Source organism: Enterococcus pallens ATCC BAA-351 (genome assembly GCF_000407485.1).
Taxonomy (GTDB): Bacteria; Bacillota; Bacilli; order Lactobacillales; family Enterococcaceae; genus Enterococcus_A; species Enterococcus_A pallens.
Genome location: NZ_ASWD01000008.1, coordinates 19,616 through 43,382, shown reverse-complemented (window position 1 = coordinate 43,382; position 23,767 = coordinate 19,616). Strand labels below are relative to the sequence as shown.

General features: G+C 39.5%; 21 protein-coding genes. 4 read left to right on the top strand and 17 right to left on the bottom strand.

Annotation, left to right across the window (positions count from 1 at the left end; translation table 11 throughout):
• Positions 1 to 9: 9 nt before the first annotated feature.
• A complete protein-coding gene (locus I588_RS25170; protein WP_010758744.1) occupies positions 10 to 387 on the bottom strand; it encodes a PTS sugar transporter subunit IIA in 378 nt (125 codons plus the stop codon).
• Positions 388 to 526: 139 nt separating this feature from the next.
• Between I588_RS25170 and I588_RS25165 the strand changes: the two genes are divergently transcribed.
• The gene (locus I588_RS25165; RefSeq protein ID WP_010758745.1) at positions 527 to 2,155 is read left to right on the top strand and encodes an ABC-F family ATP-binding cassette domain-containing protein; all 1,629 of its coding nucleotides are present in this window, start codon (positions 527 to 529) and stop codon (positions 2,153 to 2,155) included.
• 38 nt (positions 2,156 to 2,193) lie between these two features.
• Here the strand turns inward: I588_RS25165 and I588_RS25160 are convergent, their stop codons facing one another.
• Together I588_RS25160 and I588_RS25155 are read right to left on the bottom strand one after the other, a co-directional pair.
• A complete protein-coding gene (locus tag I588_RS25160) occupies positions 2,194 to 3,159 on the bottom strand; it encodes an AEC family transporter (protein WP_010758746.1) in 966 nt (321 codons plus the stop codon).
• 21 nt (positions 3,160 to 3,180) lie between these two features.
• Positions 3,181 to 4,941, bottom strand: coding sequence for a malolactic enzyme (locus I588_RS25155; RefSeq protein ID WP_211219418.1), 1,761 nt, complete (start codon positions 4,939 to 4,941; stop codon positions 3,181 to 3,183).
• Positions 4,942 to 5,013: 72 nt separating this feature from the next.
• Here I588_RS25155 and I588_RS25150 point away from each other — a divergent pair, with 72 nt between their 5' ends.
• Entirely contained in the window at positions 5,014 to 5,922 is a 909-nt protein-coding gene (locus I588_RS25150; protein ID WP_010758748.1) for a LysR family transcriptional regulator, read from the top strand.
• A 27-nt stretch (positions 5,923 to 5,949) separates the two neighbouring features.
• On the opposite strand, the gene I588_RS25145 is transcribed toward I588_RS25150, so the two are convergent.
• Together I588_RS25145 and I588_RS25140 are read right to left on the bottom strand one after the other, a co-directional pair.
• Entirely contained in the window at positions 5,950 to 6,816 is an 867-nt protein-coding gene (locus I588_RS25145; protein ID WP_010758749.1) for a DegV family protein, read from the bottom strand.
• 71 nt (positions 6,817 to 6,887) lie between these two features.
• The gene (locus I588_RS25140) at positions 6,888 to 8,180 is read right to left on the bottom strand and encodes an adenylosuccinate synthase (protein WP_010758750.1); all 1,293 of its coding nucleotides are present in this window, start codon (positions 8,178 to 8,180) and stop codon (positions 6,888 to 6,890) included.
• Positions 8,181 to 8,372: 192 nt separating this feature from the next.
• Here I588_RS25140 and I588_RS25135 point away from each other — a divergent pair, with 192 nt between their 5' ends.
• Positions 8,373 to 8,954 (top strand): FUSC family protein, encoded by a 582-nt coding sequence (locus I588_RS25135; RefSeq protein ID WP_010758751.1) that lies wholly within the window; start codon positions 8,373 to 8,375, stop codon positions 8,952 to 8,954.
• Between the two features lie 24 nt (positions 8,955 to 8,978).
• On the opposite strand, the gene dnaB is transcribed toward I588_RS25135, so the two are convergent.
• From dnaB to dnaA, 12 genes are all read right to left on the bottom strand, one after another.
• On the bottom strand, positions 8,979 to 10,340 hold the full coding sequence (gene dnaB / locus I588_RS25130; protein WP_010758752.1) for a replicative DNA helicase: 1,362 nt from the start codon (positions 10,338 to 10,340) through the stop codon (positions 8,979 to 8,981).
• Between the two features lie 93 nt (positions 10,341 to 10,433).
• Positions 10,434 to 10,886: a 50S ribosomal protein L9 gene (rplI, locus tag I588_RS25125; protein ID WP_010758753.1), complete on the bottom strand. Its 453-nt coding sequence runs from the start codon at positions 10,884 to 10,886 to the stop codon at positions 10,434 to 10,436.
• Entirely contained in the window at positions 10,883 to 12,850 is a 1,968-nt protein-coding gene (locus I588_RS25120) for a DHH family phosphoesterase (protein WP_010758754.1), read from the bottom strand. Before I588_RS25120 ends, rplI begins: the two co-directional genes overlap by 4 nt.
• 110 nt (positions 12,851 to 12,960) lie before the next feature.
• Complete coding sequence (gene rpsR, locus I588_RS25115) at positions 12,961 to 13,194, bottom strand: 30S ribosomal protein S18 (RefSeq protein ID WP_010758755.1); 234 nt, start codon at positions 13,192 to 13,194, stop codon at positions 12,961 to 12,963.
• A 22-nt stretch (positions 13,195 to 13,216) separates the two neighbouring features.
• Positions 13,217 to 13,726, bottom strand: a complete 510-nt coding sequence (ssb, locus tag I588_RS25110) for a single-stranded DNA-binding protein (protein ID WP_010758756.1) — start codon at positions 13,724 to 13,726, stop codon at positions 13,217 to 13,219.
• A gap of 43 nt (positions 13,727 to 13,769) precedes the next feature.
• Positions 13,770 to 14,069: a 30S ribosomal protein S6 gene (gene rpsF, locus I588_RS25105; RefSeq protein WP_010758757.1), complete on the bottom strand. Its 300-nt coding sequence runs from the start codon at positions 14,067 to 14,069 to the stop codon at positions 13,770 to 13,772.
• 197 nt (positions 14,070 to 14,266) lie between these two features.
• Positions 14,267 to 16,759, bottom strand: a complete 2,493-nt coding sequence (gyrA, locus tag I588_RS25100) for a DNA gyrase subunit A (RefSeq protein WP_010758758.1) — start codon at positions 16,757 to 16,759, stop codon at positions 14,267 to 14,269.
• 14 nt (positions 16,760 to 16,773) lie between these two features.
• Positions 16,774 to 18,723: a DNA topoisomerase (ATP-hydrolyzing) subunit B gene (gene gyrB, locus I588_RS25095; protein ID WP_010758759.1), complete on the bottom strand. Its 1,950-nt coding sequence runs from the start codon at positions 18,721 to 18,723 to the stop codon at positions 16,774 to 16,776.
• Positions 18,724 to 19,842 (bottom strand): DNA replication/repair protein RecF, encoded by a 1,119-nt coding sequence (recF, locus tag I588_RS25090; protein WP_010758760.1) that lies wholly within the window; start codon positions 19,840 to 19,842, stop codon positions 18,724 to 18,726.
• Positions 19,829 to 20,071 carry a S4 domain-containing protein YaaA gene (yaaA, locus tag I588_RS25085; RefSeq protein WP_010758761.1) on the bottom strand — a complete coding sequence of 81 codons (243 nt, stop codon included), beginning with the start codon at positions 20,069 to 20,071 and terminating at the stop codon, positions 19,829 to 19,831. The genes recF and yaaA overlap by 14 nt, the downstream gene beginning before the upstream one ends.
• A gap of 221 nt (positions 20,072 to 20,292) precedes the next feature.
• On the bottom strand, positions 20,293 to 21,423 hold the full coding sequence (dnaN, locus tag I588_RS25080; protein WP_010758762.1) for a DNA polymerase III subunit beta: 1,131 nt from the start codon (positions 21,421 to 21,423) through the stop codon (positions 20,293 to 20,295).
• A gap of 165 nt (positions 21,424 to 21,588) precedes the next feature.
• On the bottom strand, positions 21,589 to 22,896 hold the full coding sequence (gene dnaA / locus I588_RS25075; RefSeq protein WP_425387128.1) for a chromosomal replication initiator protein DnaA: 1,308 nt from the start codon (positions 22,894 to 22,896) through the stop codon (positions 21,589 to 21,591).
• A gap of 521 nt (positions 22,897 to 23,417) precedes the next feature.
• Here dnaA and rpmH point away from each other — a divergent pair.
• A complete protein-coding gene (gene rpmH / locus I588_RS25070; RefSeq protein WP_002293121.1) occupies positions 23,418 to 23,552 on the top strand; it encodes a 50S ribosomal protein L34 in 135 nt (44 codons plus the stop codon).
• Positions 23,553 to 23,767 lie beyond the last annotated feature (215 nt).

The window sequence follows — 23,767 nt, the reverse complement described above, 5'->3', positions numbered from 1 at the left end:
CCAAGACCTTTATATCCGCCGAATGGCTTCCTTACTTTCATCTTCTAGCTGCTTAGTTAACTTCTTAGCTGGCAAGTTACGGTTAGTCAATGCCTGCAGCAGCATGGGGAGATTCATACCGGTTACTAAATGCTGGTTTTCGTGGTTGACGACACATTGGCTTGCATAGCGAAATGGTGTCCCACCAAAAATATCGATCAGCCAAACAATTTCATCGACTTGCTCTAACATTTTTTGCGCTTTATGATTAAACACCTCTTGGAGATTCTCCGTTTGAGCCTCCACAGCGATGGTATCTACATATTGTTGTGGTCCCATAATTGCTTGTGCTGTCTCTACCAAGCCTTCTGCTAAATGATCATGCGCAACGACAATTATCCCAATCATTTCACCCTCACTCCTTCCCATCTAAGTCTAACGTATTTTAAAACACAAGTAAATTAACAGTTATTAACTTGAAACTTCCTTAACCCCTCGTTATAATGCAAAAGAGGCTTACGCCAATAAAGAAAAGTGAGGAATACTATTGATTACTGTAAGTGATGTTAGTTTACAATTTTCTGACCGTAAACTATTTGATGATGTAAATATCAAATTTACCCCTGGCAACTGTTACGGATTGATCGGTGCGAACGGTGCCGGCAAGTCGACCTTTTTGAAAATTTTGTCTGGTGAAATCCAACCGTCTACTGGTTCAATCATCTTAGGCCCTAATGAACGCTTAGCTGTGCTGAAGCAAAATCATTTTGACTATGAAGATTATCCAGTAATTGAAACCGTCATTATGGGCCATGAACGTTTGTATCAAGTGATGAAAGAAAAAGATGCCGTTTATATGAAGGAAGATTTTTCCGACGAGGATGGCATTCGAGCAGCTGAGCTGGAAGGCGAATTTGCTGAATTAGGCGGCTGGGAGGCTGAACCTGAAGCAGCTGTTTTACTGCAAGGCCTAAATATTCCAGAAGAATTGCATCAGCAAAAAATGAGTGAATTAACAGCCGGTCAAAAGATCAAAGTCCTGTTGGCACAATCACTCTTCGGCAAACCCGATGTCCTACTGCTAGATGAGCCTACCAATGGATTAGATATTCAATCAATTAACTGGCTGGAAGAGTTCCTGATTGATTTTGAAAACACAGTTATCGTTGTCTCCCATGACCGCCACTTCTTAAACAAAGTGTGTACCCACATGGCCGATCTTGATTTTGGTAAAATTCAATTGTATGTCGGCAACTACGATTTCTGGTTAGAATCCAGCCAATTGGCAGCAAAACTAAAATCTGATTCAAATGCTAAAAAAGAAGAAAAAATCAAAGAGCTGCAAGACTTTATTGCTCGCTTTAGTGCCAATGCATCAAAATCAAAGCAAGCAACTTCTCGGAAGAAAATGTTGGATAAAATCACTTTGGATGATATTCAGCCTTCTTCACGTCGTTACCCATTCGTGCAATTCAAACCGGATCGCGAAATCGGCAATGACTTGCTGCAGGTGGAAAACGTTAGTGTGACGATTGATGGCAAGAAAATTCTGGATGATATTTCCTTCATCTTGAATCGCGAAGACAAAACAGCCTTCATTGCTGAAAATGATATTGTTACTACAACATTGTTCCGCGTAATTATGGGCGATCTAAAACCAGATACTGGAACAGTTCGCTGGGGTGTCACTACTAGTCAAGCCTATTTGCCAAAAGACACCAGCAAAGAATTCGACAGCGAATTGCCAATTTTGGATTGGCTGCGTCAATATGCCAGCAAAGAAGAAGACGACAACACCTTCCTACGCAGCTTCTTAGGACGTATGCTGTTCTCAGGTGACGAAGTAATGAAACCTGTTAATGTACTTTCTGGTGGCGAGAAGGTCCGTTGCATGCTGTCTAAGCTGATGCTGTCAAAAGCGAACGTCTTAGTCTTGGATGATCCAACCAATCATTTGGACCTAGAATCTATTTCAGCTCTAAATGAAGGCTTGGTGGCTTATAAAGGCGCAATGCTGTTTGCCTCTCATGACCATCAATTCATTCAAACCATTGCTAACCGCATCATTGCTATTTCTGAGAACGGCGTAGTTGATCGCAGCGAAACAACATACGACGAATTCTTGGAAAACAAAGATGTACAAGAAAAACTAAAACACCTGTTTACAGGTAACTAAAAAGGAAAGCTCGCCTTGAGCTTTCCCTTTTTTTCTTATTAAATAAATTGTACAAGCTGCATCAAGATAGGTACAACAATCACGAATAGCAGCGTACTTGTTGTAACAAGGTTGGTTGCATATTTAACATCGCCATGTGCTTCATTAGCCAAGATAGGCAAAACAGCCAACATTGGAGTTGCTGATTGAACAACTAAGGTTTGTTGCAGCAAAGTATCTAGGTTAGCTCCAAAGACATTTTGACCAACAACTAATAAACCAATTAGAACTGCTGGTGCCAAAATGAATCGACCCAGCAAAGCAACTATAGTATCGCGGTCAAAGCGAATACTCTTAAGACCTGCATCGTACAAAACGATCCCAATGTAGATCAGTGACAATGGCGTAACAATGTTCCCAACATAAGTCAACGTAGAGTTAATAAAGGTTGGTACTGGAATACCGACTAGTAAGAAAACAATCGCTACAATAAAACCAAGTAATGGTGGTGGCAGCAATTTCTTCCAGTTTAGTTTGGCTTTGGTTTCCCCTTTCACCTTAGTTGGATCATCGTTAGAGATTAAGAATACACCAAAGGCCCAAGTTGAAACTGTATTGGTAACATAGTAAACCAAGAAGTAAGGCAACGCTTTTTCGCCAAACAATGCAATATTTAGTGGCAAGCCAATAAAGATCGTATTAGCATTTACTACTGCATTCATAAAAATTCCGCGACGGCCTGGGCGGATTTTCAATATCTTCACTAATAAATACGCAATGATATAAGAAATAATTACCCCGCCGACTGGATAAATCAAACTACCAGACAATTGAAACAGTGTTTCCTTTGTCAAATTTTTCAAAACTGAAACGAAAATCGAAGCTGGCAAAGCAACCTTCGTAATTAACGATGAAATACTGCCGCCAAATTTTTCGTCAAACCATCCCTGGCCTTTCAAGATATACCCCAAAGCAATCATCAAAATAATACTAATGACACTTTGAATCGATTGAAAGAAGATCATCTTTGGTTCCCCCTCTTATAATTATTCAGCATCTAGTGAGTGGTATTCTGGGTACCATTTCATGTCTTCGACTGCTTGTTTAATATCTTTGATTTCTTCTTTGTTTAATTTTTGATCCAATGCGCTTTGTCCCACTACTTCAGCAATAGTATGTGAGAACTCAGTCAACTTAGATACTGGCGGTAATACTGCAGCACCTGGTTTCGTTGTATCAACAATGCCGCCTAGTGCGTGACTAGCTTGTGACAACATTTCGCCATTTACGCGAGAAGCAGTTGAAGCAATAATACCAAGTCCTAATCCTGGATACATTAACGCATTATTTGCTTGGCCAATTTGGTAAGTTACACCATTATATTCCACATCTGCTGCTGGAATACCCGTACCAATTAAAGCTTTACCATCTGTCCATTTAATTAAATCTTCCGCAGTTGCTTCTGCCAGCTTAGTTGGGTTAGACAATGGGAAAATGATTGGACGTTCGGTATGAGCCGCAATTTCCTTCACGATTTCTTCAGTGAAAGCACCTGGTTGAGTCGATGTTCCAATGATAATCGTTGGGTGAATAGCTTTAACCGCTGCTGTTAAGTTGGTTAACTCATCCGCATTATCAAATTCACTGCGTTGACGAGTGAATGGTTTTTGTCCATTGGTTAACTCTTCGGTATCTTCAAACAAAACACCTTGTTTGTCTACCATATAAAAATGTTTACGTGCTTCTTCCTTTGACAAACCTTGGCGAGTCATTTCATCTAGCAATTGGTTGGCAATGCCGACACCGGCAGTCCCAGCACCAAAGGTCATTACGGTTTGTTTAGTTAAATCTTCACCTGAAATATTCAATGCACCCAATACACCAGCTAGTACCACAATTCCTGTTCCTTGAATGTCATCATTAAAGGTGGTGATTTTATCTTCGTATTTTTCCAAAATATTCGCTGCATTTGAACGGCCAAAGTCTTCCCAGTGAAGCAATACTTTAGGGAATAATTCTTGGGTTGCATTAACAAATTGATCGATGAAATCATAGTAGCGATCACCCGTTACACGTTCATGACGATTGCCTAAATACAATGGATCATTGATTAATTCTTGGTTATTCGTACCAGCATCAATCGATACAGGCAATACTTGAGATGGGTCAATCCCAGCAGCTGCTGTATAAACCATCAATTTACCAATCGCGATATCGACACCATTGACACCCCAGTCGCCAATACCTAAAATCCCTTCAGCATCTGTTGCAACGATCAAACGAATGTCGCGGCCAGCAGCTGCATTTTGCAAACTTGCTTTAATTGCTTCTGGATCATCAATTGACAAGAAAGCAGCATCTTGAGGTTGAACAAACAATTCATTGTATTGTTCGATAGAATCTGCCACTGTTGGATCATAGACAATTGGCATAAATTCTACTACGTGTTGTCCCATCAATTTGTAGAACAAAGTACGATTTGTATTGAAAATATTCATCAAGAAAATACGTTTTTCAAGATTTGAGGTTTTGCTTAAATATTGTCCATAAGCTTGGACAGCTTGTTGTTCTAAAGTTTGTACTTGTGAAGGCAGCATGCCTTCTAAGCCATATTGTTTTCTTTCCTCTTTTGTAAAGGCTGTTCCTTTATTCAAAAACGGATTGTTTAAAATTTCGATTCCTTTCATAATTAAATTCCTCCTTGTAGTTTGTATCCTATGTTGTTTCGACTTTTGACTTAACAATAACTGATTCGAAGCGGCATCCTTATTAATTACATTAACAAGGTACACCCTCTGACTTGTCATAGTCAAAAATTAGGATTATGATAAATAATACTTATATGACAAAAAGTTTAGGATTGACTAAAGGAGTTTATGATGAATCTTAAAGACTTAGAGTACTTTCAACGTTTAGTTCACGACAAGAGCTTCACTAAAGTTGCTAAAGCCTTCCATGTTAGCCAGCCAACAGTCACCTATGCCGTGAAGCGGTTAGAACAGGAGCTAGGTACGGAATTGATTCTGCGAGACCAGTCTCATCGCTCCGTGATTATCACCAAAGCTGGCATGATCTTGTCAAAACATATCAGCACGATGCTAAAAGAACTCTCTGTAGCCATTCGAGAAATTGATCGTTTGAAGGAAGAAACCTTAGAATTTGGTCTACCGCCAATTATTGGCAATTATTACTTCCCTAAGCTTTCCTCATTTTTATTCAAAAATAATTTGATGGAGCACGTGAATTTAATTGATGGTGGCTCGAAGGATTTATATATGCTGCTGAAACGAGGAAAAATTGATATGGCTTTGCTAGGCTCCACAGAACCAATTCGTGATCCTGAGCTTTACAGTGAGCTTTTGGTTAAAAAGAATTTTACTATTGTGGTTAGTCCTGAGCACCCGTTGGCTCAACGCAAAAGTATTTCCTTCAGTGAGCTGGAGCATGAGTCCTTTGTTTTGTTAAATGAGCACTACGTTCATCCGATTGCTTTTGAGAAATTTAGTCAGCAGGCTCATTTTGAACCAAAAATTATTTACCAAAGCAGTAATCTGAATATCTTAAAAGGAATGATCCGTGAACAAGTGGGCATCGGTTTTTTAGTTGAGTTGGCAATTAACGCTGAAGATCATCTAGTCAGCATTCCAATTGAAGACCAGCCGCAGCCGGATTTTTTAATTTCTTTGGTTCAACGAGACAATGTCCTGCAAACAGCCTATCGCAATCAACTCAGTCAAATTATTCGCGAGTTTTCAGACACAGAAAAAGCTTCACAAACACCTGAATAATCAAGTCATTTGTGAAGCTAACGTGAACTATTTTCGAATTGGACCTCTAGTGAACACCGCAATGCAACCCAGTCCCGTATGGCTGGAAATTGTTGGACCTAATGGGAAAATTTCAATCGCTTTGGGCTGAATTTGTTCCTCAATCAGGTGTTTCACTTCCTCGGCACTATCATAATCACCGCTAGTATTGATGAAAATAACCTGCTCGCTAGGAGTATCCGTATTCTCAACAATTTTATCAGCAATATGCTGCAAAGCTTTTTTACGTCCACGAATTTTTTCTAGCGTTCGCAGCTTTCCTTGTGGATCCACATCAATAATTGGTTTGATATTCATCAAGCCGCCAATTGCTGCACTCGTTTTGGAAATCCTTCCACCCCGCTGCAAATGATTCAAATCATTAACCGTTACCCAATGCTGGTACGTTAAACGATTTTCTTCTAGCCATGCCAGCAATTCTGATAGAGTCATGCCTGCTTGCTGCTTTTTGGCAGCTTCGTAGACCATCAGCCCTTCTCCACCACTAGCAGCCAAAGAATCAAACACATGAATTTCAGCCTCGGGAAAATCCTCTTTAACAATCTCCACGGCCTGTAGAGCACTTTGGTAAGAACCGCTTAATCCTGATGAAAAGCAGATGTACAGCACAGGAATATTTTGTTTCGCATACTGCTTAAAAAATTCAGTATACCGACCTACATTCACTTGAGAAGTTGTAGGCAATGCACCTTCTGCAATCTCTTGATAAAAGGCATTAATATCAAAGCTTTTCCCTAAGTCATCCGCGATTTCTTGTCCATTAATATCAATATACATCGAAATAAACTCAACATTTAAATCCTTTAACAGCTTATAAGGAACATCACAACAGGAATCGGTTAGAATCTGATACATCATTTATCCTCCTAACACCTTTAGTAAGCTTTATTATACTAAATAACTGATTGTTTGTTCCAATAGAACCCTTAAATTTGTGCCCAAACACTTTCCAGAATGTTAGTTTGTGTACGATCAGGTCCTACAGAGAAAGTAGAGATACGAACACCAACTAATTCTGAAACACGACGAACATAATTACGAGCATTTTCTGGCAAATCAGCTAAATCGCGGCAGCCGGTAATATCTTCGCTCCAGCCTGGCAGCTCTTCATAGACAGGCTTGCAGCGGTTCAATTCCTTCAAGCTTGCAGGATAATGATAAATTAGCTCACCATCCAGCTCATAAGCGGTACAAATTTTTACAGTATCTAGTCCGCTCAACACATCAATCGAATTCAAAGATAGATTGGTAATCCCTGACACTCGTTTAGAATGACGCATCACCACTGAATCAAACCAGCCAACACGTCTAGGCCGTCCGGTTGTTGTTCCGTATTCACGGCCAACCTCACGAATTTGATCACCAACTTCATCGAATAATTCAGTTGGGAATGGCCCATCACCAACACGAGAGGTATAAGCTTTACATACACCCACAACCTTGTCGATTTTCGCTGGTCCTACACCGCTTCCGATAGTTACCCCACCAGCCACTGGATTGGAGGACGTAACAAAAGGATACGTTCCTTGGTCGATATCCAGCATAACTCCTTGCGCGCCTTCGAAAAGAACACGTTTGCCTTGATCAAGTGCATCATTCAGGATGACTGAAGTATCTGTTACATATTGTTTGATTTGTTGACCATATTCATAGTACTCTTCAAAAATAGAATCGAAATCGATCGGCTCAGAATCAAACATCTTCACGAACTGACGGTTTTTCTCTTCTAAGTTAATGGTTAAACGATCCTCAAAAATCTCTTTGTCTAAAAGATCAGCAATTCGAATGCCCACACGAGCAGCCTTATCCATATAAGCTGGCCCGATTCCTTTAATTGTTGTACCAATTTTATTTTCGCCCTTAGCATCTTCTTGCAATTGATCCAATTGGATATGGTAAGGCAAAATCACATGAGCACGGTCAGAAATACGTAAATTTTCCGTAGTTACGCCTCGTTCATGTAAGTAAGCCAACTCCTCAACTAAAGATTTTGGATTGACTACCACACCATTACCGATTACGCTGATTTTTTCTTTATAGAAAATACCAGAAGGAATCAAGTGCAATTTGTATGTTTCATTATCAAATTTGATGGTATGTCCTGCGTTGTCTCCACCTTGATAGCGAGCAATGACTTCAGCATTTTCACTTAAGAAATCAGTAATCTTTCCTTTTCCTTCATCGCCCCATTGCGTTCCTACCACTACTACAGATGACATCTGAACACCTCGTTTTAATTTTTTTAATCCTGAACCATTGTACCAATAAACCAACTGTTTTTCAATCTAAATTCGAATATTCAAATTCTCATTTTGTTTTTTATTGTCAAATCACGAACATTAATCTTGATAAAGGGCTTTACTTGCCAATTTTTCTTAACCTTGTCACAATAACATGAGGAGGTAGAAGCAATGAAAATCATTCACAAATATACCCTTATACGCGCAGTAAAGATTGCTGTTTCTGTCGCATTATGTATTCTCATCTTTCATTTTAGCGATCGCGGCGCTCCCATAGCAGCCTCTTTATCTGCAGTAGCTCCTTTGATGACTAGCGACCTGCATACCACAATTAAAACTGGTAAAAACACTGTTGCCGGAAATATAATCGGCGGTACGATGGCACTTCTCTATTTTTTTATTACAAAAATCGATCATGCTAATTTTGACATCGAAATCTTTCTACTGCCGTTTTTCATTATTTTAGTGGTACTGGTCTGTGAACTGCTGCATGAACACAGCGGAATAGTTCCTGCCATCTCCGCTACTATTCTTATTTCTCTGAGTGTCTCTTATGGCGAGTCCTTTGGGTTTGCTCTCAGCCGAATCATCGACACCTTTATTGGAACCTTAATCGCAGTTGGAATCAATACTCTTTTCCAACCTACTAAATCTGAAATACGCGCCTTAATCCGCGAAGACCAGAAAATTCTTTCGCAAAAACAGACTGAATTGGATCATTTATCCCAAGAGTTGGAAGAACATAAAAAATAAAGCACCTGTCGCATAACAGGCGCTTTAAAATTCTTCTCTTGGCGAAAGTGAAGAAAACTTATTGTACTCTTTGATGAACAGCAGCTCTACGGTACCACGAGCCCCACTCCGGTTCTTTTCAATAATTACCTCAATCACGTTGCGGTTGGCACTCGTATCCGCTTCTTCGTCGCCCTCACGCTCGTAGTAGTCATCACGATATAAGAAAGCCACAATATCTGCATCCTGCTCAATCGAACCGGATTCACGAATATCACTTAGTACTGGACGTTTATCTTGACGCTGCTCCACACCCCGAGAAAGCTGTGATAAAGCAATAATAGGTACTTTTAATTCTTTAGCCAGCTTTTTCAATTGTCGGGAAATTTCCGAAACCTCTTGTTGGCGATTCTCACGCCCGGTTCCCTCAATCAGCTGCAGATAGTCAATTAGGATTAATCCTAAGTTGCCTTTTTCTTTTGCCAGCTTATGACATTTTGCCCGTATTTCCGATATTTTAATCCCCGGTGTATCATCAATAAAAATATTTGCTCTAGACAAGCTGCCCATCGCTACAATCAAATTTTGCCATTCTTCTTCTGATAACTGACCCGTTCTTAAATGACTGGCTTCAATAGATCCTTCTGCACAAAGCATCCGATTCACCAGCGATTCAGCCCCCATTTCCAAACTGAAAATAGCAACTGAACGATCTGTCTTCGTTCCAATATTTTGGGCAATATTCAAAGCAAATGCCGTCTTCCCTACCGCAGGACGAGCCGCTAATATAATTAACTCTTCTGCCTGCAATCCGGCAGTCATCTTATCCAAGGCGGCATAGCCTGTAGGAATACCAGTAATCTCTTCATCATTCCGAGCAAGCTGATCAATATTCTCGATTGCGGTATTTAATACTTCAGCAATCGACAAAAAGCCGCTCTTATTCCGCCGCTCTGAAACCTCCATAATGCTGCGCTCAGCTGCATCTAAAATGGTTTGAACATCGTCTCCTTGTTCAAAACCCTCAGTTACAATATTAGTCGCTGCTTGAATCAAATTGCGCAGCAAAGATTTCTCTTCCACAATCTTCGCATAATACCCGACGTTAGCCGCAGTTGGGACGCTTAAGGCCAGCTCAGATAAATAGCTTAAGCCGCCAGCATCTTCCAGCAGATGTTCCTGCTCTAACAGCTCCTTGACCGTCACAACGTCAATCGCCTCGTTACGGTCGTTTAACTTAATCATTGTTTGGAAAATTACTTGATGGCTGCGGCGATAGAAATCCTCCGGTTGGATAAATTCCATTGCCGTAATCAACGCATCTGTATCTAAAAATATCGAGCCTAATGTTGCTTGTTCTGCCTCAACACTTTGTGGCGGGATCCGATCTTGTAACATTTCACTCATGCTTTTCGCTCCTAAAATTCTTCGTCCACCTATTTTACAAAATAAACCTAAGAAATACAATAAAGGCTGAGACAAATTGTCTCAGCCTCGTGTTTATTCCTCACTTACATGAACTTTGATAATGCCGCTTACTTCAGTATGAAGCTTTACAGGAACTTTAGTGTAACCTAATGTTCGAATCGGATTATCTAATTCAATTTTACGTTTGTCTAATTTTAAATCATATTGCTTTTTCAAACCTTCAGCAATTTGTTTTGAAGGGATTGAGCCAAACAAGCGGCCGTCTTCACCAGCTTTAGCTTTCAATTCTACTACCGTATCTTCTTTTGCTAAAAATTCCTTCAACTTTTCTGCTTCAGCTAATACTTCAGCATCGTGTTTTGCTTGAGCTTTCTTTTGAGCAGACAATGCCGAGATACTGCTTTTGTTGGCTTCTTTAGCCAAATTATTCTTAAGCAGATAGTTTTGTGCATACCCTGTAGGGACTTCTTTCACTTCCCCTTTTTTGCCTTTTCCTTTTACATCTTCCAAGAAAATTACTTTCATTCGTCTTCTCCTCCCGACAATTGTTCATTAATAGTTGCTAACAGCTTTTCTCTAGCTTCAGCAACTGATGTATCCTCCAATTGAACTGCGGCATTCGTAAAATGACCACCGCCACCCATAGCCTCCATAATTCTTTGGACATTAATCGTCCCAGTGCTACGGGCGCTAATAGCTATTACATCATCTGTGCGTCTAATAATAACAAAGGAAGCATTTATGTTTACCATAGACAATAAGGTATCTGCAGTCTTTGCTGCAGTGACACTATCGTATTTTTTTGTCTCACTTCCTGCAGTTACAACAATATCTTCACGAACATACTCACTTTCTCCTACCAGCTGACTAATCTCAAGGTAAGACTGAATGTCCGTACTTAAAATATATTGTACTAAAGAAGCATCCGCTCCACAAGTCTTCAAATAGCTGGCAACATCAAAAGTGCGCGCTGTCGTGCGAATAGAAAAATTCTTCGTGTCTACCGTTATTCCTGCTAGTAATAAAGTTGCTTCCATTTTAGTCATTTGACGATCGTCTTTGCTTTCAAATTGAATTAATTCAGCAACTAGCTCAGAAGCCGATGAAGCTGATGATTCAATATACGTTAATAACGGCTTGCTAGGAAATTCTTCTCCTCGGCGATGATGATCAATAATTACCACATTATCAAATTGTTCATACAGATCTTGAGAAATCGAAAGAGAGGGACGGTGATAGTCCACCATCACCAGCAAATCTCCTGTCTTTCGCTGCTTCATCGCTTCCGACGGTGAAATCAACAAGTCCTCTAATTCCCCATCTTTATGAATCTCTTCCAAACAACGATCCACATCAGGAATAGTCTCTTGCTCATCAATAACTACACGAACTGATTTATTATGAAATCGAGCCAAACATGAAACTCCAAACGAAGCTCCAATAGCATCCATATCTGGGAAACGATGCCCCATCACATACACATTTCCCGTCTCATTGAAAACATTCCTCAAGGCAGTCGACATCGCCCGGGAACGTACGCGAGTCCGCTTCGCTGCACTAGTTGAATTTCCACCGTAGAATACGGGTTTAGCATTTTCCTCAGCGTCTTTCACTACTACCTGATCTCCACCTCGAACTAAGGCGATGTCTAGATTATTCTGTGCCGTATCTCCAATTACTTCCAACGACTGATTCCCGTAGCTGATTCCCATACTAACCGTAATTAGAATCCCCTCTTTTTCTGCCGCCGCACGTATCTTCTCCAGCAAATCAAAGTTATTGTCAATCATAGCTTCTAAATCTTCATACCGTGCTAAAAAGAAAAAACGTTCCGCATTGATTCGCTTATAAAAAATCTGATAAGAATCCATCCAATCGGAAATAACCGTGGTGATAAATGAATTCAAATAAGAGATTTCCTTGTCATCTCTTCGGTCAATTACATCATCATAGTTGTCAACGGATAAAAGACCTACAGCTGCTTGCAAGTTCTGTTCTTTCGTTTCTAATTCCACTTCTTTAGTAATATCAATCAAATAAACCAATTGCTTTTCTTTATTCAATTGGAAATGATACAAGGTATCTTTAATCTTATAAACGTTTTTTCCTCTTTCATCCCGTTGAATTAACTCATTAATCATGTCTTGCTGGTCAGCTAATGAAAGCTCCTTTACCTTATCCGTTATATAAGGATTCATCCAAATAAATTGATAATCCGTTCCCCAAGATATTACCCCCACTGGCATATCCTCAGATACATAATCCAGTGCTTTCTCGGCAACTCTAGAAGCCTGCATAATTTTCTGGTGGTTGCTGATTTGTAAACGTCGATGCTGTAGTACAATTTGTACCAATAGTAGCAAATCAATAAACACAACAATCGCAGCAGATACATAATTAAGGGGCAAGAAAAAGATTGCCATTAGTTGAATCAGCAACAATAAAAAAAAGAAAAAAAGAGACAACGTAAATTTCGTGTTCTTTTTCATCCATCTTCCTCCTGACAGACTTTATTCTATCACAATCACTGCCAGTGAGCGAATCCTTAGATGTTTCACGTGAAACAAAAAAAGACTTCACAAGGAAGTCTTTAAATAGTTTAGTCTTCTGAAACAAATGGTAATAATCCCATAATACGTGCACGTTTAACCGCTACAGTAATTTTGCGTTGGTTTTTAGCGCTTGTACCTGTTACACGACGAGGTAAAATTTTACCACGTTCACTGATGAATCGTTTCAGTAATTCGATATCTTTATAATCAATATATTCAATATGATTTGCTGCAATGTAATCTACTTTGCGACGTTTACGACCTCTTCTTTGTTGAGCCATTCCGTTTCCCTCCAATCAATTGTTAGAATGGTAAATCATCATCTGAAATGTCGATCGAAGACCCACTGAATGGATCTGAATCACGATCGAAGTCAGGCATCGTGTTTTTAGCTGACGGCGAAGATTGTTCAAAGTTGTTGTTAAAGCTATTATTGGATCCTTGCGTTCCACCGCCATCAAAGTTAGGACTCTGTTGACGCTGTTCACTTGCATTACGTGATTCAAGTAGTTGGAAGTTATCCGCTACTACTTCTGTAACATATACTCTTTGTCCTTGTTGGTTTTCATAATTACGTGTCTGAATGCGTCCAGTAACACCTAATAGAGTACCTTTTCGGGCATAGTTTGCTAGTGTTTCTGCTGATTTACGCCAAATCACACAATTGATAAAATCTGCCTCGCGATTTCCACTTTGGTTAGTAAAATTACGATTTACCGCCAAAGTAAAAGTAGCAACTGCAGTACCACTTGCAGTATAACGTAAATCTGGATCTTTTGTTAAGCGACCAACTAATACAACATTGTTAATCAAGTAAAGCCAGCTCCTTTCTCGTCAATTGTTTCACGTGAAACAATTACTCCTCAATCTTTACGATCATGTGACGAATGATATCGTCGTTGATTTTTGCTAGACGATCAAATTCGTTGATTGCGCCGGCTGATGCTGGAGCAGTAGCATTGACGATATGGTAGACACCTTCACGGAAACCGTTCATTTCATATGCGAAACGGCGTTTTTCCCAATCTTTTGAATCGATAATTTCTGCACCATTATCTTTCAAGATTGTATCGAAACGTTCTACTAAAGCAGATTTTGCTTCTTCATCAATGTTTGGACGAATGATGTATGTGATTTCATACTTCGTATTTTCCATTGATTTTTCACCTCCCTATGGACTATAAGGCTCTCAGTTTACTAAGAGCAAGGAGAGCGATCTAAAAAAATATAGACTACTCACAAATATTCATTATACATAATCGTCCAGCAAAAATCAAATGTTTCTTTAAGTCTCTTTGTTACTTACTATAAATTACGCAAAAAAGACTGAGAAAAATCTCAGTCTTTCAAAATTTATTCGCTTTTTTCTTCTGTATTCGTTTCTACATTTTCAGCTGCTTCTTCTTCGGCTTCTTCAGCTTCATTTTCAACAACCGCCATTGTCACGACCTTGGTATTTTCTTCCATCTTCATTAGACGAACACCTAAGGTAGCACGACCAGTTTGAGAAACACTTGCCACGTTAAAGCGGATAATGACACCCTTGTCAGTAATCAACAAGATATCTTCATCCCCATTAACCGTTGCTAAACCTGCAAGCTGACCATTTTTATCCGTAATGTTAGCTGTCTTGATTCCTTTACCACCGCGACCCTTCACCGGATAGTCAGCCGCTTTAGTGCGTTTGCCATAGCCTTTTTCGGTGATCACTAATACTTCTTGATCGTCCTTAAGCACTGCAGATCCAATGACGTAATCATCTTCTCGTAAACGTACACCACGTACACCACTAGCTGTACGTCCCATATCACGGACAGCCTCTTCAGCAAAAGTAACGGAATAACCGTTATGAGTTCCTAAGATAATCGTTTCTTCACCCTCAGTAAAGAGAACATTAACCAATTCGTCATTTTCCTTCAAACCGATAGCGATTAGGCCATTGCTGCGGATATTTGAAAATGCCGTTACAGTTGTCCGTTTAACAATTCCATTTTTCGTCACAAAGAATAAGAATTGTCCATCAGAGGCCTCACCAGTAACCGCAATAACCGCTTGAATAGTTTCACTGGAATCAATGCCTAACAGATTGATAATCGGAATTCCCTTAGCTGTTCGCCCATATTCGGGAATTTCATAGCCTTTCGCCCGATAAACTCGACCTGTGTTCGTAAAGAAAAGCAACGTATCATGCGTAGAACATGAAATAAGGTTCTTAACAAAGTCATCATCGTGGATACCCATCCCTTGAACTCCACGACCACCGCGACGTTGGGCTCTAAACTCACTAGAGACTACTCGCTTAATATAGCCGTTATTAGTTAAGGTAATAACAATATCCTCTTCCTCAATTAAATCTTCATCTTCTAGACTTAATACCTCTCCTACTAATAGTTCTGTACGACGAGGATCACCAAACTTAGCAGCTACTTCTTCTAATTCAGTTCGGATAATTTCGATCACCCGCTCAGGACGCGCTAGAATGTCTTCTAAGTCCTCGATATACTTCAGCAGCTCTTGGTATTCATTTTCGATTTTCTCGCGTTCTAAGCCGGTTAGACGGCGCAGACGCATATCTAAAATTGCTTGTGCCTGCCGATCAGACAATTCAAAGCGTTCGATCAACGTATTTTTCGCTACTTCATCTGATTCAGACCCACGAATGATTGCAATAATTTCATCAATATGATCCAGTGCAATCCGTAAACCTTCCAAAATATGCGCACGAGCTTCGGCTTTACGTTTTTCAAACTTAGTTCGTCTAGTGATGACAATTTTTTGGTGAGCTACGTAGTTTTCTAAAATTTGTTTCAAATTCAGAATCCGCGGAACTCCATTTTCGATTGCCAACATATTAAAGCTGAAAGAAGTTTGCAATGAGGTTAATTTATACAAATTATTCAAGATTACTGATGCACTAACATCTCGACGGACCTCAATTACTACACGCATTCCTTCACGAGAAGTTTCATCCCGCAAATCAGTGATCCCTTCAATTCGCTTGTCTCTATGCAGTTCGGAAATACGCTCAATTAATTTCGCCTTGTTCACCATATATGGCAACTCAGTTACAATAATGCGTTCTTTCCCATTTTTTTGTTCTTCTATTTCAATTTTAGCCCGAACAGTAATTGAGCCTTTTCCGGTTTCATACGCTCGCCGAATTCCTGATTTCCCCATGACCAAACCGCCTGTAGGAAAGTCTGGTCCAGGAAGAACCTCCATTAATTCTTGCGTTGTCACATCGGGATTTTCCATTAATAGACCAATTGCATCAATTACTTCTCTTAAGTTGTGAGGAGGGATATTGGTAGCCATCCCCACCGCAATACCTGTAGCACCGTTAACCAGCAGGTTGGGAAACCGAGCTGGTAAAACATCTGGTTCTTGCTCACTATCATCGTAGTTGCCATGGTAATCTACAGTGTCTTTATTAATATCCCGCAGCATTTCCATTGCAATTTTACTTAATCTCGCTTCAGTATAACGCATTGCCGCAGCACCATCGCCATCCACTGAACCAAAGTTTCCGTGGCCGTCTACCAGCATATTACGATAACTAAATGGCTGCGCCATCCGAACCATTGACTCATAAATCGCACTATCACCATGAGGATGGTATTTACCCATTACATCCCCTACGATACGAGCAGATTTCTTATGTGGTTTATCAGGAGTTACCCCCAGCTCATTCATTCCATATAAAATTCTTCGGTGAACAGGTTTCAAGCCATCACGAACGTCAGGCAAAGCCCGAGCCACGATAACACTCATGGCATAGTCAATGAAGGATTCTCGCATTTCACTGGTTAGATTGACATCATGGATATTTTCTCTTCGATCTTCCAAATCGATCCTCCTCACTAAATATCTAAGTTCTTAACGTAATGAGCGTTTTCTTCAATAAACGCGCGACGTGGTTCTACACGATCACCCATTAGCATTTCAAATACTTGGTCCGCTTCAATCGCATCATCAACACTGACACGCAGCATTAAACGATTGTCTGGGTCCATGGTGGTTTCCCACAATTGGTGATCATCCATTTCTCCTAACCCTTTGTAGCGTTGCACGTTTGGTTTTGGCGAAGCTGGTAATTCAGCCATTTTTTGCTGCAATTCTTCTTCAGCGTTTTTACCAGGTTGGATATATGTGATGTTCTTGCCTTGTTTAATCCCATATAAAGGGGGTTGAGCAATATAAACATATCCTGCTTCAACAATCGGACGCATGTAACGATAGAACAAGGTTAGCAGCAATGTACGGATATGGGCGCCATCCACATCAGCATCGGTCATTATCACTAATTTGTGATAACGAGCTTTTGCTACATCAAAGTCAGCGCCGAAGCCCGTTCCCATTGCGGTAAACAACGAACGAATTTCTTCGTTAGCTAAAATTTTATCCATCGAAGCTTTTTCAACGTTTAAGATTTTCCCCCGAATCGGCAAAATTGCTTGAAATTCACGATTTCGCCCCTGTTTTGCTGATCCTCCGGCAGAATCCCCCTCCACGATGAATAATTCGCAGCGTTCAGGATCATTACTAGAGCAATCGGCCAATTTCCCTGGCAGGTTGCTGATTTCTAAAGCACCTTTTCGCCGAGTAACTTCCCGGGCGCGTTTAGCCGCTAAGCGAGCCTTAGCCGCCAAAATTCCTTTTTCAACAATTTGACGTCCAACAGATGGATTTTCCATCAAGAACTTCGACAGACTCTCAGAAAACAGGCGGTCCGTTACTGTACGTACCTCAGAATTTCCAAGTTTTGTCTTTGTCTGTCCTTCGAACTGCGGCTCTGGATGTTTGATGGAGATAACTGCTGTCAATCCTTCACGAACATCCTCACCAGAAAGGTTTTCATCATTGTCTTTCATAATCTTTTGTTTGCGGGCATAATCATTAATTACCCGAGTCAAAGCTGTTTTAAAGCCAAACTCATGGGTTCCACCTTCATAGGTATGAATATTGTTTGCAAAGCTTAATATGTTGGTGTGATATCCGTCAGTGTATTGCATCGCAACTTCTACGGTAATATCTTGTTGTTCCCCTTCAACGAAAACTGGTTCATCAAATAGAACAGCTTTACTAGCATTCAAGTGCTCAACATAGCTCTTGATTCCACCCTCGTAAAGGTATTCGCGTAAAACTGGCTCTTCGGGGCGCATATCTTCAATCGAAATCTTCAATCCACGATTCAAAAAGGCTAATTCCCGTACACGTGTAGCTAACTTTTCAAAATTAAATTCCGTATCTTCGGTAAAGATTTCTGGATCTGGCACAAAGTGAACAGTCGTTCCATGCTTTTCGGTATCTCCAATGACCTTCAAATCATCTACCACAGCACCACGTCGGTATTCTTGGAAATAAATCTTTCCATTTTTAAAAACCCGTACGTCTAAACTGCTAGATAATGCATTTACTACGGAAGCTCCCACACCGTGCAAACCACCAGAGACTTTGTACCCGCCGCCGCCGAATTTTCCTCCCGCATGTAACACGGTATAAACAGTTTCAAGAGCCGGCCGGCCTGTTTTAGCTTGAATATCTACCGGAATCCCCCGGCCATCATCACTAACAGTAATACTATTGTCTTTTTCAACTATTACGTGAATACTTGTAGCAAAACCTGCTAAGGCTTCGTCAATTGAATTATCAACAATTTCCCAAACTAAGTGATGCAATCCTTCTGTACTAGTTGAGCCAATGTACATACCAGGACGCTTACGAACGGCTTCGAGACCTTCGAGTACCTGAATCTGACTAGCATCATATTCCTGAGCTCGCTCTCGTAAACTCTTTTCTTCTTCTGTCATTTAGGTTTCTTTCCTTTCTATCTGCCCTTGCTGGACATAAAAGATATCCGGATGAACGGTCATCTTTCCTTTTACATGTTCTAAGGTTGTAGTTGTCAAAAATGTTTGAACTTTATCTTCTATTGTTTCTAATAAATGCACTTGACGATTATCATCCAGCTCACTCATCACATCGTCTAACAGCAACAAAGGATATTCTCCCGTCTCTTCTTTCATCAAATCGATTTCCGCTAATTTGACACTCAACGCAGTGGTTCTTTGTTGCCCCTGTGAACCATATGTTTGAACATTTTGCTCGTTAACTAAAAAACGCAGGTCATCTCGATGAGGACCAATTAGTGTCGTTCCTCTAAACATTTCCCGCTTGCGGTTTTTTTGGAGCTCATTTTGGAACGTCTCTTGAATATCTTCAATTCTTTGGCTTTCCATTTCAAAGCTGCTTACATACTCAATCGCTAAGTGTTCTCTTTGATTGGTAATTCGTGTGTGCAGTTCATTGGACCAGTGCTCCAAACGCTTAATAAACTGCAAACGATTGATTAACACCTTGCTCCCGAATTCAACTAGTTGTTCAGTAAGGATGTCCAAATAGATCTCATCCGTCTGTTTCTTTTCGGCTAATTGTTTAAGATAGAGATTGCGCTGCTTTAACGTTTTCTGATACTGGGCTAAATCGTATAAATACAGCGGACTAATCTGACCTAATTCCATATCAATAAACCGCCGTCTCAGTTGGGGGCTCCCCTTCACTAATGAAAGGTCTTCAGGTGCAAATAAGATGACATTCAGTTGGCCTATGTAACTACTTAAACGTTTCTGTTCAATGTGATTGACTTTTGACTTCCTGCCTTTTTTTGTTAGCAGCAGCTCTAATTCCGTCTCGCTGGATCCTTTGGATATACGTCCTTTAATCTGCGCGAACTCTTCATGCCATCCAATTAACTCATGTTCATTATTGGTGCGATGACTTCTTGTTAAGGCCAGCACATAGATGCTTTCTAACAGGTTGGTTTTTCCCTGGGCATTTTCGCCTAGGAAAACATTCAGGCTATTGGGAAACTCTAAGAATAATTCTTGGTAATTCCGATAATTTTTCAGCTGAAGTTTATTCAGTTTCATCTTCGATAGTCCCATTTTTAGCCATAAAAAAAGTACCCATCTCAGGTATCTCAATCATCATACCTGGATAGAGCTTCCGTCCACGGCGATTCTCTGGTTCACCATCTACGAATACAGTTTGCTCAGCTAAATACCATTTAGCTTGTCCGCCGCTAGAAATTAAATTAATCTCTTTTAACAACTGGCCGAGCGTCATATATTCAGTTTCTAAAACTATTTGTTGTTTCACATTTCATCCCTCATTTTCATTTCAGAAACACCTCTATATTATACTCTTTTTTTAGTCAGAAAACAAATAAACTCGTTGTATTTTTCGTTTTAAGAAGTTTTATTCTATTTTCGAAGTTTCAGTCCAAAAAGAAAAAAAGGTCTTAAAATCGATTTTAAGACCTTTTACACTCATTTTAACTCTTTCTAAAATTTTCAAAAAGAATTGTGAAACTTTTCAGTTTAGTTTGTCCGCACTGGAGTAATTAATTGAATAAATGAAACTTCTCCTTCACTTGGCTCCAAAGTAAACGGACGAATTGGCGAAATAAAACGAATCGTCATGCTCATATCACCAAACGCTCTCAAAGCGTCCTTCATATAATCAGGATTGAATGAGATTTCTAATGGATCTCCAGTCACCTTTTCATAAGCAAGCTCTTCTTCTACTTTACCTATTTCTGGTGAATTTCCGTAAAGAATGACTGAATCAGATTCAATCGCTAAACGAACAATATTGTTTCTTCCCTCATGTGATAATAAAGAAGCACGTTCAATCGCAGCCAGCAAGGTTGGAACAGCAAATGTAATTTCCGTATTAAAGCTGTTAGGTATTAAACGATTTGTATCCGGGTAATTTCCTTCTAGCAGACGAGAATAGAAATACATTGTTGGTGTTTTGAACAACACTTGGTTTTCCATAATACTAATTTCTACTTCAGCTTCTTCATCTGTTAATGATTTAGAAAGCTCCACTAAACTTTTACCAGGAATAACAATATCAAAATCACTTGATGCATTTTCGACAGGTACGACACGTTGACTCATACGATGAGAATCAGTTGCTACAGCCAATAACTGATTATTAGCTAGCATAAAATGAACTCCAGTTAAGATTGGACGGCTTTCATGTTGAGAAACCGCAAAGACAGTTTCACCAATTAATTTTGTTAACATGTGGACAGGTAATTTTAACTGATTTTGTTCTTCGACAACAGGCAGATGTGGATAATTATCGGCATCCAAACCATTTACAGTAAATTCAGCTGCTCCTGAAGTAATAGCTACTTGATAATTATCCATTACTTCTAAAGTAAAAGTACTTTCAGGTAAACGACGGATGATTTCACTAAAGAAACGGGCTTGCAGAACAATCATCCCTGTTGATTCAATTTGCATCTGCGCTTTTTCATCATCTGCTGCTAAAAATGATTCAATAGAAATGTCTGCATTACTTCCTGTTAAATTTAGTCCTTCATCGGTTAAAACGATCTTTACACCGGTTAAGATGGGAATAGTCGTTTTGGTTGAAATAGCCCGTTGAACAGTTGCTAATTCTTGAATAAAGCGAGAGCGGTTAATAGTAAATTTCATAAGGAAACTCCTTTTTTATATATATTTATTTATAGTATTAAGTAATAAAAGTAGTAGGCACTGTGGATCCTGTGGAAAACAGCAGAAAAGCTTTCAATCATGAGTTTTCCACTTGTGGAAAAGGTGTGGAAAACTCCGGTTCTTTTTCATGTATTTTTCCACAGATCAGTTTAATAGTAAATTTTTGATTTCGGCAACTTCTTGCTGAGTACTCGTATCGGTTTTAATTAGTTGAGCAATTTTTTCATGAGCATGGATAACTGTCGTATGATCTTTGCCACCAAATTCAGCACCAATCTTAGGTAAAGAACTGTCTGTCATTTCTCTTGAAAGATACATAGCTATTTGTCTAGGCACTACGATGGTTTTTACTCGTTTTTTCCCTTTTAAATCTTTAACTTGAATATGATAATATTTGGCAACTTCTTCCTGAATTTGTGTAATAGACAGCTGTGTATTACCCGTGCTCTTTAAGCTTTTCAAAGCATCTGCTGCTATGCTGGTGGTAATGTCTGCGTTATTCATAGTTGCAAAAGCTTGTACTCGAACCAAAGCTCCTTCTAATTCACGAATATTAGAATCAATTTGTCCTGCAATATAGCTTAAGGTGTCATCAGGAATCTCCAGATTTTCTGCTTGTGCCTTTTTTCGTAAAATAGCAGTTCTAGTTTCAAGATCTGGCGGCGTAATATCTACAGATAATCCCCAAGCAAAGCGTGAAACTAAGCGTTCCTGCAGTTTTGGAATCTCATTTGGCAGCCGATCACTGGTTAAAACAATTTGTTTGTTATCATTATATAAGTTCTCAAATGTATGGAAGAACTCTTCTTGGGTAGCTTCTTTTTCTGCAAAGAATTGAATATCATCGACTAGCAGCAAATCAACATTACGATACTCCTGTCGAAATTCTTCTGAGATTTTGTTCTTGATTGAGTTGATAAAATCATTAGCGAAAGTCTCGCTTGAAACATACTTAACTTTTGCCTGCGGATTAATAGCTAGCATTTGATGACCTATCGCATGCATCAAGTGAGTTTTCCCCAAACCAACTCCCCCATAGAAAAACAAAGGATTATAAATGGATCCGGGTTCTTCAGCAACGACAAGTGCAGCAGCGTGTGCCATCTGGTTGCCTTTACCAATCACAAATGTGTCAAAAGTATACTTTGGATTAAGCATAGCTTTCTTTGTTACCTCAACCGTTGGTGTTATCGGTTTTGCCACAGGCGTAAAAACCGGTGCTTCGTCAGGTGTGACAAAGGCCGGCATAATCTCATCCCCTGTTAACTTAAAGCCAATTTCAACGATTTTTGCTGCTAGGTGCTTTTCCCAGTATTTTTTGTGCAAATCACTGGTGACTTCAATGGTTATTTGATTGTTGTTAAAAGACAAAGGCTTGGCTGTATCCACCCAAGCATCATAGCTGGCAGGATTTAATTCTTGCTTATAGCTTTCTTTTAATTCCTGCCAGATATCTTCTAATGAGGTCAAATAATTCGCCTCCTACTATAATAAAATTCAGTTAGTCCTACTTTATCATTTTTTTCGAAAGTTTTCCACAGGCAAAAGCTGAAGTTGTTTTTTTCTTATCGTTTTTCCACACAGTGAAAAACTAAGGAGTAAGATATCCTCTTTGTTGAAAAAAATTATCCACAAGGATGTGAATAAGGAAACTTTTTTATCGTTTTCCACGAGATTACCCACAAAAGAGGAAATAAATAGAGCTTGATGTGATAACGACCAGACAAGTTATGCACAATAGTTATCCACCATGTGCATAACTTATCCATGTTAAAATTTTTTGGGGAAAAAGTTGAGACAAGTTCTAGACGATTTTTTCTGTGGATAAATTATCCCCAATTAAAGAGAAGTTATCCCCAAAAAATGTGGATAAACTAAAAATTTTTTTATTTTTTTTCGATTGACAAATAGTAGTGAAAGTCGTTATACTACTAAAGTATGTCTATGTATCGTTGGTAATGGAGGTGGAATAGATGAAAAGAACTTATCAACCTAATAAACGTAAACGTCAGAAAGTTCATGGTTTCCGCAAACGTATGAGCACAAAAAATGGTCGCCGTGTTTTAGCTAGCCGTCGCCGTAAAGGAAGAAAAGTACTTTCTGCTTAAACCACTGCCGGTCCAGTGGTTTTTTCTTTTTTATGAGAGGGACCGAATAAACTTCTAATTACATAGTAAGTTTAAAGATATCTGGCTTCACGAACTAGCTTTATCGATTTTTAAGCGAAAAAGCCGAATCTGTTCGTGAAGCCTTTTTTATGCATTGGGATTTCTATATTTTCTTTTAAAATAAGATGAATCCTCAAATTGAAGTATGGTATTAT

What these genes read in the sequence shown, in the direction of transcription:
- rpsF (WP_010758757.1), bottom strand. Translation starts at nt 14,069, where the DNA reads ATGGAAAATACGAAGTATGAAATCACATACATCATTCGTCCAAACATT.
- I588_RS25145 (WP_010758749.1), bottom strand. Translation starts at nt 6,816, where the DNA reads ATGTATCAGATTCTAACCGATTCCTGTTGTGATGTTCCTTATAAGCTG.
- I588_RS25120 (WP_010758754.1), bottom strand. Translation starts at nt 12,850, where the DNA reads ATGAAAAAGAACACGAAATTTACGTTGTCTCTTTTTTTCTTTTTTTTA.
- I588_RS25150 (WP_010758748.1), top strand. Translation starts at nt 5,014, where the DNA reads ATGAATCTTAAAGACTTAGAGTACTTTCAACGTTTAGTTCACGACAAG.
- I588_RS25155 (WP_211219418.1), bottom strand. Translation starts at nt 4,941, where the DNA reads ATGACAAGTCAGAGGGTGTACCTTGTTAATGTAATTAATAAGGATGCC.
- I588_RS25140 (WP_010758750.1), bottom strand. Translation starts at nt 8,180, where the DNA reads ATGTCATCTGTAGTAGTGGTAGGAACGCAATGGGGCGATGAAGGAAAA.
- rplI (WP_010758753.1), bottom strand. Translation starts at nt 10,886, where the DNA reads ATGAAAGTAATTTTCTTGGAAGATGTAAAAGGAAAAGGCAAAAAAGGG.
- I588_RS25170 (WP_010758744.1), bottom strand. Translation starts at nt 387, where the DNA reads ATGATTGGGATAATTGTCGTTGCGCATGATCATTTAGCAGAAGGCTTG.
- I588_RS25135 (WP_010758751.1), top strand. Translation starts at nt 8,373, where the DNA reads ATGAAAATCATTCACAAATATACCCTTATACGCGCAGTAAAGATTGCT.
- gyrB (WP_010758759.1), bottom strand. Translation starts at nt 18,723, where the DNA reads ATGACAGAAGAAGAAAAGAGTTTACGAGAGCGAGCTCAGGAATATGAT.
- rpmH (WP_002293121.1), top strand. Translation starts at nt 23,418, where the DNA reads ATGAAAAGAACTTATCAACCTAATAAACGTAAACGTCAGAAAGTTCAT.
- recF (WP_010758760.1), bottom strand. Translation starts at nt 19,842, where the DNA reads ATGAAACTGAATAAACTTCAGCTGAAAAATTATCGGAATTACCAAGAA.
- rpsR (WP_010758755.1), bottom strand. Translation starts at nt 13,194, where the DNA reads ATGGCTCAACAAAGAAGAGGTCGTAAACGTCGCAAAGTAGATTACATT.
- dnaN (WP_010758762.1), bottom strand. Translation starts at nt 21,423, where the DNA reads ATGAAATTTACTATTAACCGCTCTCGCTTTATTCAAGAATTAGCAACT.
- I588_RS25160 (WP_010758746.1), bottom strand. Translation starts at nt 3,159, where the DNA reads ATGATCTTCTTTCAATCGATTCAAAGTGTCATTAGTATTATTTTGATG.
- dnaB (WP_010758752.1), bottom strand. Translation starts at nt 10,340, where the DNA reads ATGAGTGAAATGTTACAAGATCGGATCCCGCCACAAAGTGTTGAGGCA.